This window comes from Thermosphaera sp. (assembly GCF_059755995.1).
Map to the genome: position 1 here is coordinate 1 of NZ_DBOUKL010000041.1, position 10,607 is coordinate 10,607.

The 10,607-nt window shown below is 49.7% G+C and carries 13 protein-coding genes; 7 read left to right on the forward strand and 6 right to left on the reverse strand.

Going from position 1 to position 10,607, the window contains the following annotated elements; genetic code table 11:
- The 3 genes from AC3OH0_RS04290 to AC3OH0_RS04300 form a co-directional block, all read right to left on the reverse strand.
- Window positions 1-679: ABC transporter permease (locus tag AC3OH0_RS04290; protein WP_498344881.1), on the reverse strand; the 679-nt coding region annotated here is incomplete at its 3' end.
- Complete coding sequence (locus tag AC3OH0_RS04295) at window positions 676-1,473, reverse strand: ABC transporter permease (RefSeq protein ID WP_498344882.1); 798 nt, start codon at window positions 1,471-1,473, stop codon at window positions 676-678. The genes AC3OH0_RS04295 and AC3OH0_RS04290, both read right to left, overlap by 4 nt.
- 1 nt (window position 1,474) lies before the next feature.
- On the reverse strand, window positions 1,475-2,413 hold the full coding sequence (locus AC3OH0_RS04300) for an ATP-binding cassette domain-containing protein (protein WP_498344883.1): 939 nt from the start codon (window positions 2,411-2,413) through the stop codon (window positions 1,475-1,477).
- Window positions 2,414-2,482: 69 nt separating this feature from the next.
- On the opposite strand from AC3OH0_RS04300, the gene AC3OH0_RS04305 reads away from it, so the two are divergent.
- The 7 genes from AC3OH0_RS04305 to AC3OH0_RS04335 are packed head-to-tail and all read left to right on the forward strand — an operon-like array spanning window position 2,483 to window position 6,583.
- On the forward strand, window positions 2,483-2,758 hold the full coding sequence (locus tag AC3OH0_RS04305; RefSeq protein WP_193436150.1) for an MrpF/PhaF family protein: 276 nt from the start codon (window positions 2,483-2,485) through the stop codon (window positions 2,756-2,758).
- Window positions 2,758-3,114 carry a monovalent cation/H(+) antiporter subunit G gene (gene mnhG / locus AC3OH0_RS04310; protein ID WP_498344884.1) on the forward strand — a complete coding sequence of 119 codons (357 nt, stop codon included), beginning with the start codon at window positions 2,758-2,760 and terminating at the stop codon, window positions 3,112-3,114. The genes AC3OH0_RS04305 and mnhG overlap by 1 nt, the downstream gene beginning before the upstream one ends.
- A complete protein-coding gene (locus AC3OH0_RS04315) occupies window positions 3,111-3,377 on the forward strand; it encodes a Na(+)/H(+) antiporter subunit B (RefSeq protein ID WP_193436152.1) in 267 nt (88 codons plus the stop codon). Before mnhG ends, AC3OH0_RS04315 begins: the two co-directional genes overlap by 4 nt.
- Window positions 3,370-4,131: an MnhB domain-containing protein gene (locus AC3OH0_RS04320; RefSeq protein ID WP_498344885.1), complete on the forward strand. Its 762-nt coding sequence runs from the start codon at window positions 3,370-3,372 to the stop codon at window positions 4,129-4,131. Before AC3OH0_RS04315 ends, AC3OH0_RS04320 begins: the two co-directional genes overlap by 8 nt.
- Entirely contained in the window at window positions 4,128-4,532 is a 405-nt protein-coding gene (locus AC3OH0_RS04325) for a sodium:proton antiporter (RefSeq protein ID WP_498344886.1), read from the forward strand. Before AC3OH0_RS04320 ends, AC3OH0_RS04325 begins: the two co-directional genes overlap by 4 nt.
- Window positions 4,529-5,014, forward strand: coding sequence for a Na+/H+ antiporter subunit E (locus tag AC3OH0_RS04330; protein ID WP_498344887.1), 486 nt, complete (start codon window positions 4,529-4,531; stop codon window positions 5,012-5,014). The genes AC3OH0_RS04325 and AC3OH0_RS04330 overlap by 4 nt, the downstream gene beginning before the upstream one ends.
- A 9-nt stretch (window positions 5,015-5,023) precedes the next feature.
- A complete protein-coding gene (locus AC3OH0_RS04335; RefSeq protein ID WP_498344888.1) occupies window positions 5,024-6,583 on the forward strand; it encodes a proton-conducting transporter transmembrane domain-containing protein in 1,560 nt (519 codons plus the stop codon).
- Here the strand turns inward: AC3OH0_RS04335 and AC3OH0_RS04340 are convergent.
- The 3 genes from AC3OH0_RS04340 to AC3OH0_RS04350 form a co-directional block, all read right to left on the reverse strand.
- Window positions 6,576-7,007, reverse strand: a complete 432-nt coding sequence (locus AC3OH0_RS04340; RefSeq protein WP_498344889.1) for a DUF120 domain-containing protein — start codon at window positions 7,005-7,007, stop codon at window positions 6,576-6,578. The genes AC3OH0_RS04335 and AC3OH0_RS04340 overlap by 8 nt on opposite strands.
- Before the next feature lie 51 nt (window positions 7,008-7,058).
- Entirely contained in the window at window positions 7,059-8,885 is a 1,827-nt protein-coding gene (locus AC3OH0_RS04345) for an aldehyde ferredoxin oxidoreductase family protein (protein ID WP_498344890.1), read from the reverse strand.
- 68 nt (window positions 8,886-8,953) lie between these two features.
- A complete protein-coding gene (locus AC3OH0_RS04350; protein ID WP_498344891.1) occupies window positions 8,954-10,417 on the reverse strand; it encodes a DUF2139 domain-containing protein in 1,464 nt (487 codons plus the stop codon).
- Window positions 10,418-10,607: the final 190 nt, after the last annotated feature.

Here is a 10,607-nt window from a genome sequence, read left to right on the forward strand (position 1 = left end):
GGTTTATAGAGGCATCATACCTGAAGGCCCATCTGTAAATGTTTGTGGCCATTGTTAACGGCGAGTAGTCAACCACTGGGGCTAGGGGCCCCAGCCTAGCCGCAATCACCTTCTGAGGATAGAAGATGTTCGATACAAAGAACAGTATGTAGTATGTGAGAGATCTCACCGTGGCCTGCAGGTTGAAATCTCTTGTAACAGTTGAAAGAGAGATTGAAACACTCGACATTGTGAGAGCCAGGGTGGAGGAGGTTGCTAAAACATATACCCATCCCTCCAGCGACGGAGGTGACAGAATGATTGAGGCGAAAACAAGGAAGCCAAACTGGTAGACCAGCCCTCTGGCAGCGCCTCCGAGAAGCCTGCCAATAATCAAGCCTTCCCTGCGAACAGGGAGAGTTAGCAAGTACTGGGTAACCTCCCTCCTCAGCTCCACGCCAACCTCCCTTCCAATGCTGAACGAGGATATGAAGATTGACAAGCAGAGTATGCCGGGAGTTACAAACCTCACGTAATCAGGGATTAAATCCTTGTTGACGACGCCGTTGAATATTAACCCGAAGATCAGAATGTCTGCAAGGTTCATTGCAACCTGACCGGCTAGCCAATACTTGTAGCGCCAGAACCTGGCGATATCCCTGTAAGCAATATTCACAATGCTTCTTAACTCACTGCTCACTTAACCCCACCAGCTTCAAGCTTTCTCTCAAAGAGTTCAATAGCAACCACGAGCAACCCAATGCCGAGACCAAGTATGTAGAACATGGATTGAGCCGGGGATAGTTCAAGGAGAAAGTATTCTGGGAGGACCAGGGCTCTTAGAAAGTCTGCGAAGTGGGTCAGGGGGTTGAAAAGAGCTGAGTAGTAGTAAGCCGGAATATTCAGGGCTTTGATAATGGGTAGCGGGTAGAACACTGAGCTCAGCCTCACTAGTATAGCATCTATGGTGCCGAAAAAGATGTCCGTGGTATCCGTTGACTTAAGCTTCATAACTATGATCACGACGAAGCTGACGACTCCTATTGAGAAGGTGAACGCCGAGGCGATGGAGATGAGAAAGCTTATCGGATCCAGCCCACCAGTCAAGAAGAGTATGAAAACCATCATAGGAGCTGTAAATATTAAAGTGGAAACCGCCCCTCCCAACACCCTGCCAGCGGCGAGAACGCTTCTCTTCAATGGGAGTGAGAGGTGGTAGTCTATGATCCCGTCATCAAACTCGTCTGCGATAATGTAGGCCCGGGCAATACTGGCTGAGTAGAGCAGTGCCGTGTATAGTCCGAGAAGGTAGAATTTGTAGTAGTCCACGCCTATGTCGGGGCGCGCAATCCTTGAGATCGCGTATCCGAAAACAAGGGATTGAATAATAAACCATGCTGTACGCATAGCTATGAAGGCTTTCTGCCTTTTAAGCTTCATCAAGTCCCATTCTACGACTCTGAGAACAGCTTTAAACCCGTGCGGGATTGGCACCCTACTCCCTCAGCTTAGCTCCTGTAACATACATGAAGACGTCGTCAAGGGTTGGCTCCTTGATCATAATTCTCTTAACACCGATGTTGCGCTTTCTAAAGTACTCAAGTATTTCCAGCGACTTCTCCTCCCCCTTGTTCATATAAATCCTTAAAACATCCCCCCTTACCTCAACCCTGCCGTACACGGATAGGTCCTCCAGCACAGCCTCAGCCAGTCCATGCCCCTCGACACTGACCTCAAGTATGTCTCCCCCCGGTATGGCATCCTTCAACTCCTCAATGCTTCCAACCTTCCGCAACCTCCCCCTGTAGATTATTCCAATCCTCTCGCAGACTTTTTCAGCCTCAAACATGTCGTTGGTTGCAACAATCATCGTGGTTCCCTGCTTCCTCATCTTCTTGATGATATCCCAGAGAACGTGCTTGGTTATCACGTCAACCTGTGCCGTCGGCTCATCGAGAATCGCTAGCCTCGGCCTCTGGATCAATACTTTCGCGAGCTCAACCTTCTTCCTTGTCCCGCCGCTTAATTGGTAGAAATACTTGTTCCTGTGCTCCCACAGCCCAAGCTCCTCCATAACCTCTCTAACCACTCTCCTAGCGTCGCTACTACTGTACCCGGATATTTTCGCATGCCAGGTTAACAGATCCCATGGTTTATCAACCCACATAGCCTTGGGCTCTTGGAAAGCTATCCCTATGAGTTTTCTCACGATGTAGTCCTCCCTCACCACGCTGTGCCCGTACACAAGGATGTCCCCGCTGGTCGGCTTGTAAACAGTTGCAATAGTTAGCAAGGTGGTGGTCTTACCGGAGCCGTTGGGCCCCAGCAGCCCAAAGATCTCTCCATCGTAAATATCCATGGTTAAATTATCCACAGCAACTGTTTCCCCAAACCGCTTAGTGAAACCTTTTATTTCAACAGCGAGATCGGGCATTTCACACGCCAGAGCCAGGATTGATTTATTTACCTCTCGGCTTTTTAAAAATATACGGTGTTTTAATTAATGATTGACCTGACCACGGTACTGCTAGTGAGCGTGCCCCTCTATCTCGGTGCAGTAGTGCTCTACACGGTGAGACTTGTCAAAGGACCCTCCATACCGGACATGGTTTTAGCAGTGGACTGCATTGCTTACGACCTAGCCGTGTTCCTACTGGTTATAGCCCTGTACTACCGCACCCCGCTTCTCGTAGCCCCCTCTATAATGCTCGCTCTATGGGCATACCTGCTCGACGTCTTCATCTCCAAGCATCTAGTCTCTAAAGAGGTGGGTGAGTAGTGTTCGACCAGGTCTTGTTCTGGGCTGGATCAATCCTACTGATTGCCGGAGGAGTTTTCGACCTCCTAGCCTCGATAGGGCTTTTAAGATTTCCAAACTTCTACGTAAGGCTCCACGCTGCAACCATCGGCGCAATATACGGGGCATTCATGCCTCTTATAGGAGTATCCCTGCTCGCCCTCTCAATTCAGGACTTCCCGGCTAAATACATGTTCGCAGGAGGAGCGTTCGTCACCGGCTTGATAATACTGATAGTGGCACCGATAGGCAGCCACGTACTAGCCTACGCTGCTCACAAGTCTAAGAGCGTTAAATGGGAGCCTGTCGTAGACCACTTGGAGGAGGATTCTAAATGATCACTCTCATACACCTCCTGCTGTCATTTGCTAGCCTTCTCGCTATAGTTTTCGTATACCTTGCTATAACTGAGAAAGACTTGATCAAGGCAATAGTTTTCTCGGCGGGACAAAGCATATCCTACACCATAATCCTCCAGCTGTTTGCAGCCCCCGACGTGCTGTTAGCGTACATTGCGGTATCCGTGGGTATTTACTCAGCCCTCCTCGTGTACGTTGTAAGCAAGACCGAGAGGTTTGACGGGGGTGGGGGAAGTGAGTAAGAGGTTTGCAGTTCTCGTTATAATCCTAGCGTTAACAGTTGCGTCCGCCCTAGTATTATCCTACACGGAGTTTGCAAAGCCGGCGAAAGAGTTGAAGCCTATTGGATTATTCTATATTGAGAACTCCTACTTCGGAAACCTCACGGCTAAAAGCCCTGAAGCAGTCACAGCAATAGTGTGGGATTACAGAGGCCTCGACACCATCTACGAGTCCGCGGTATTCTTCCTAGCAATAGTGGGCGGTTTATCGATTTTCAGGCTCGAGCCACCTCAGCCGGCCGGGAAGGAGGCAAAGGGTTTAACAAGGATTTCTAGAACCGGGACTAAAATAATCGCTCTTTTAATAATCAGCGTGTCAGCCTCGATCGCTCTCCACGGGCACCTAACCCCGGGCGGAGGCTTCCAGGGCGGCTCCACACTAGCTGTGGCACCATTACTGTTAATCCCGGTCTTCTCCGTAACGAGGCTCGTTTCCGCCGGGATCACGTCGAAAAGACTTGTAATCGCTAGAAGCGCTGCCATGACGTGTATAGGGTTGACAGCACTCCTCCCAGTCCTGAAAGGGCTGGAGCTCACGTCAAACCTCTCCTTCTACCCTGCTGAAATAGGGGGCGAATTGATAAGCGGTAGCTTATTCTTCTACAACATTTTCGAATATCTGGCGGTAGGATCAGGCTTCACAGCAGTCTTCCTCTACCTATCTACGTTCGAGGAAACCTACAGGAGGGAGATTGAGAAAGAGGTGGGAACATGAGCGAGGATGTTTTCACATGGTCCCTGATACTAATGATGCTCTTCACGAACACGTTGCTCTCGATCTACGGTATCGTCTATAGGAGGAGTTTGACGAAGAAGCTGATCGCCCTAACCATTCTCAGCGACACCGCAAACCTCGTATTCATCCTCATAGGGTTCAGATTCATCCAGCCCGCTGTACCGCCGGTTCTCACAGAGCTCAGCCTTGAAAACCTTGAGTATCTGAAACAGCACGCAGTGGACCCTCTTCCACAGGCGTTAGTACTGACCGGCATAGTGATCAGCATGGCTGTTAACGCTTTGATCGCGTTCGGAATAATCCAAGCATATAGGATCACGGGCTCAACCGATGCTAAAGTAGTGGTGAAGCACTTCAGCGAGGGGGTGAAAGGGGAGTGATCAAGTACCTAGCCACCGGGCTCGTCGCCTTCCTCATCTACATAATCTTCTCCGGAAACATCACCCCTTATGACTTGGCAACAGGGGTTATTGTCTCAGCAATATGCAGCCTACTTCTTACACCGTACATCGTGAGGAATGAGTCTAAGCTTAAGCAACCGGCGCGTCTAGCCCACCTAGCTTACTACTTCCTCAAATACATCACCATCATAGAGTTCAAAGCGCACATGGATGTGGTTAAGAGGATTTTCACAATGGATTTGAAACCAGGAATTGTTAGAATTCCATTGAAGTGTAAGGGAGATATGGCAAGGCTCCTGGTAGCATCCTCGATAACTAATACTCCTGGAACAGTCGTGGTTGATGAGTCCGGCGACTACTTCTACGTCAACTGGATATACGTATCCTCGGTCTCACCAGAGGAGGCGAGGAAGAGTGTTAGCGAGGAGTTTGAAAAATATGCGACGAAAATTTTCGAGTAGGTGGTGGTAATGGAGCTGGATATCCTACTTACCGGCTTAACACCGTTCATCCCGGTTTTCGGGGCTTTCACAACCCCGTTAATCTCATCAGCATTTAGGAAGCGGGCAGCCTCGCTCTACTATGGCTTCTTAATAAGCGGGTTAACCCTCCTAGTAACCCTTAGGCTTCTGGCGCAGTCGTTCTCCTACGACGCGCCGCTGGTGTTCAAGGCCGGCGGCTGGCCTCCGCCTGTAGGCATAATTTACATTCTAGACAGGGTTAACGCTATCTTATCCTTCACCACAGCATTGGTGTTAACGCTGATTTTCGCATACAGCTTGGAGTATATTCGGGATGAAGGAGCAGTATGGTACAGCATCCTGCTGCTCGGTGCTGAGGCTGGAATACTTGGAATCATCCTAACCGCGGACTTCTTCAACCTGTTCGTAATGCTTGAAGTAACCAGCGTCTCATCATACTCACTTGTAATGTACTACAGGAGTAGGGCTTACGCTATTATATCGGGGCTGAAATACGCTTTCGTAGGCGCCATGGGCACCACCCTCTACTTCGTTGGTTGCGCACTCCTCTACAACGCCTACGGTACTTTGAACATTATCGACCTATCCCTGAAAATCCGGGGTCAATACGTTAGTTTAACAGGGCCTCCCATTGAAGCATACCTGCTCTCTCTGGGAATAGGGCTCGTCCTCATGAGCTGGGCTTTCACAATAAAAAGCGGCGTCTTCCCCAACCACTTCTGGCTACCGGATGCGCACCCCGCAGCGCCCACTCCCATATCAGCTTTGCTGAGCGGTCTCGTGGTGAATATTGGAGGAGTATCCCTCTACAAGTTCATGTTCATAGCCCTGGGAGGCAGTATCTCGCCCGAAACCCAGGCTTTGAAGAGTGCTGTATCGGCAATACTAATGTTCACTGGGACATGCTCCGCTATCGTAGGGGCTCTTCTCATGAATATTCAGAAGGATTTGAAACGGCTTATAGCATATTCAACCGTTATGAACACGGGGTTCCTCTTCATGGCTGTTTCAACCGGGACAACTCTAGGTCTCTCCGCGTTCATCTACCACACCATAATACATTCAATTGCTAAATCCAACTTATTCCTATCAGCAGGCATCTTCATCAAGGCTGCAAGGTCGAGAAGCCTTGAAGACATTAGCGGACTAGGGTTTAAACACCCTGTTGCCTCAATAGCGTTCGCGACATCTGTTCTAACCCTGGCCGGGATACCGCCCCTGCCAGGTTTCCTGAGCAAGATGCTTCTGTACGAGGCCTTGTTCGAATACAACGTTGTTACAGCAGTAGTCATGATTCTTGCCAGCACTATCGGCTTAATCTCCTACATGAAAATATTCTACATGTTATTCTTTGGAACGCAGGGCAGGGAGGTGGAGAAAGTCTCCGCGAAAATTATGAACGCTGTCCTGCTAACCCTCAGCGTTGTATTGATCAGCTTCACCCTTCTCCTGGTAGCGTACCCAGGATTCTACGATGCAGTAATCACCGTCACCGTTAAGCAGGTAGGAGAGATTGAAACATACCTTGAGAGCATCCCGCTCATATAGCTTGATCTTCTCCGCAGAAGATTGTTACCTCTACAACATCCCCGTTTTTCAAACCCAAAACCTTCCTAAGATTGAAGGGGGAAATAGCCTCAATCACCTTTGAGGAGTGCTTAGTCTTTAATGGCTTAACAATGAAAACCTTTTCACTATTCAAGCACGCCGGGTAGGCAATGACCGGGCTATACCTAGGAGAGGGTGGCTTAACCTCTACTCCCCTGCATTCATGAAGGGCTGGGTCACCGTTTAAGACTTCGATATTAAGGGTGCCGGGGAATGGTTTAAACCCGAGCGTTTTCTCAAACTCTTCCACATATTTTTCAACGTAAAAGCCTCCCTCGCCGAGTCCTTGCACAACCCTGCCCTCGATTCTCAAAACCCTCGTACCAGGGTGAGGCGTATACTTGTGATCAGGGGAACACTCCATTAGATTTCCTCCACGCCTACAAAAACGTTAGAGGTATTAGGTTGTAAAAAACTACTTCAACTCTACAAAGTTCTCTAACACGGGTATGGTGAAGGAGAGGTCGAGTCTTTCCAGGGTTGATTTAAGAGGGACACCGTTTTCATCCCAACCTCTTAGCTTGTAGTACTGGCTGAGCATCTCGTCGTATTTAACAGGATCGAGCTTCGCGCCTGCGAATGGTCCCTTGGTTAAGGGGTGTTTAAACCATCTAGCAGGGGGATAATCCATCGTTCTATCCCAGCCTGAGTGCTCCCTTATCCAGAAAGCCCTGATCAAGGAGTATATTCTCTGCGCTACTACATGAATGTCTTCGAAAGACCATGTAACCCCTGTCACAGCTGTGAGGAGTTTCGGATAGTAATCCAGGTTTAATCCAACCTCGACCCACGGTAGCCTGCACGTTGTCAGGCTCTCAAACATCCCGCCCCTGATGTTTTGAAGGAACACCAGCCTCTCCACTTTCTCACTCGAGTAGGAGAACCTGTCAGTCTTTACCTCGTAGCTTATAATCCATGCATCCTTGTGGTGTGCTCCAATTGATGAGGTTCCGTAAGCGAGCGCCATGCCCGGGGCTGTGTGACAGTTGTAAGCCGATATCTCGAGTCCCTTAACATGCATTGCAAACTCTGTTGCCTCCTTACCTAGTCCACGAGACATCCTCATTACTCCTTCAGCAAGGAATGCGCCGAGACCCTTCCTGTAAGAGGTGTCAACGACCAGCTCTCTCACAGCCCTGTAATCCCCCCATTCAATCCTCTCCCGGAGCAGGCCCTTCTCACTTGCCTCCATTGCAAACCCTATGCTGCTCCCAAGGCTTATCGTATCCACACCCATCATGTCTGCTAACTTGTTGATCTCGGCAACCTTCTTTAGATCGGGGAGAAGGATGTTGCTTCCAAGCATTGCAACATTCTCGTAGTCAAGCTCGCTCTTCTCGCCGATCTCGTCGTTGACAACATTCCCGCACTGCATGTTGCAGTAGGGACACCCCTTCCTGTCAACCTTAAGCTTCTCCATTAAGTCGCCGCTTATTGTTTCATAAAGCTCCCACACCCCCTCTCTGAAGTTCATTGTGGGTAGTACACTGTTCTGGTTACTCCAAACTATTGTTGACATCGTGCCCTGCCTAATCCAGAAATCATAGTTGTCGCTCTGGGTAATGCTCTTGTATGCTTCCTCGCTAAGCTTCCTAAGCTCTTCAGGGTTTGCTACAGGAGGCTCCATGGTTCCCTTGATCACTAACGCCTTCAACTTCTTGCTCCCCATTACAGCGCCTACTCCGGGCCTTCCACCGCTCCTTCCCTTCTGCGATACAATGGTGGCATACCTCACCAGGTTCTCGCCGGCCGGGCCTATTAAAAGGGCGCCCACGTTTCTGCCGTGCTTTTTCACAATAGCATCCTCGGCTTCAAAAGTATCCTTACCCCACAAGTCATCGGCCGGGAGAATCTCAACCTTATTGTTTTCAACATAAATGTACACCGGGTTTTTAGAAGCCCCTGTAACCACTACGGCGTCGTAACCGCTTCTTTTCAAATGATAGGAAGCCATGCTGCCAAGGTTGCCATCTCCATACCCGTTTGTTAACGGGCTTTTACATGCTACCTGTATTTTACCGCTACTCGGTAGCGGGAGTCCCGACAAGGGCCCGTTAGCGAAGACTAAAGCATTGTACGGGGATAAAGGATCCGCTCCCTGCGGCACTAAATCCCATAGAAGCCTGGCCGCTAACCCCCTGCCGCCAATATACTCCATGTACAGCTTCGCTTCAAGGCTAACCTCCCTTACCCTCTTAGAAGTTAAATCAACATGAAGGATCTTACCCCACCAGCCCTTCATACCCACACCTCTTTAATATTACACCTAGCAAGGATAAATAATATTTGGTTAAGTATGTGGGATCAGTACTACTCCAGGCTGATGTAAATCAACGCTTTTTCATCAGGGCTCTCCAGCCTGAATGAGACTATATTAGAGTGGTTCGACAAGTCGACCCTGTTCCAGCCTTCCTTCAACACTACCCTGACCTCCTCAATCCTCACCGGAGGGAGGCCTATATCATATTCTACTATTCTCAAAGCATTTGGCTTAGAAGACAGTATTCGCAAAGCCTTAACCTTATACCCGGTTAACGGAATGCCTCCGAAGGGGTGATCGAGCACAGCGCTACCTAGTACCCTGAAAACCGCCGGCGGGGATGGTGCGTTGATCAAGGCGTCTTCTCTCCACTCAATAATCTCCCTCCACCCGTTTTCAAGCGGGGTTGCATCTTTGCCTCCTAGGTTAGGAGTGTTGCTCACACCTATCAGGATCGATTCCCCTTTCTTAGCCATGCTGGTAACCCTTGCGCCAAGGGTTGCCACAATCCTTGCAACAGGAGGGGTTATGTACACCAGGGTTGTAGGTCCAACTATCGAGTTGAAAAGCCTCGCCCTAGCCCTGCCCTCTGGAGCAACATGAATGTATCCATGGCTGTAAGAGTTGAAAACAGCCAGGATCCCTCCTCCCAGAGGGAGCGCGTTGCTCCTGTGAGGAGCATAAGGCGTGCCAGGGAAGTCGAACATTCTAATGAAGACTAATTCCTCAACCTCCGGCTCCACGGGATTACCCACGAGCAAGCCGCCCCTGAAGAAATGCCAGTACCTTGCGTAACCTGTTACCGCGTACCCGCTACCCCTCCTCTCAACGACACACCCGTCAACGCTTATTCTAGACCAGTCTTCGATGAAATTCTTCACCAGCTTTCTCTCGACAAGGTCGTAGCATTGAACACCGTCAACGCCTCTCTTCCAATCAGGCTGAAGGTCGAAGCACGCGTACTCCTGGTAGAGGGCTCCTTTCAACGCTGGCACGTTGCTCACCTCCTCTGCCCTCCCCGTATTCCTGTCAACCCTGTAAACGCCGAGGTTTCTCATCCCATCAGCCCTGGCTATGAGAAGCGAGTCGGATAAGGGGTCGTAAACTATTTGCGAAACCTCGCCAGCCCACTCGTACTCGTGGTGAACACTATCGCTCCATACAAGCCTAACTCTTCGCTCAGCGACATCGTATTCATGGATGTGAGAGTACTTGCTCCTGAAATCTATTTCACCTCCGTTAACCCGGCCCTTGTAAACAGCTGGCTTGTGAACCCATCCGCCGAAATATATCTTATCGTCAACATAGTCGACAGCGTTGTAAGTATCACCACCTGAGGCTGGCCCACTGCCCAGTAGTTCAAACCGGTAAACAGTCTCCGAGTCTTCGTGGTGGAAGTGGGCCTCTCCCTCCATTGCCAGTGTGTAGTATACGACTCCCTTGTAATATGTTAACCCGAATACTCCGCCACTCCCCCATTCCGGCCCATACACGGGTTTGAACAAGTGTTTCACACAGACCCCCGGGTTATTATGAAGAGAGCGGTGGCTTATTTACTGTACCCCATTCCTTTCCAGGCTCAGCAGGAACCATTATATTAGTGTTCAAGACTATTCTCAAACGGGGAGAGTGTTGAACGAGCCTGGAAGAATCCTGCTCAACACCCTTCACTACTATAGCGATGGAATGGTTAGGAAAGGATTC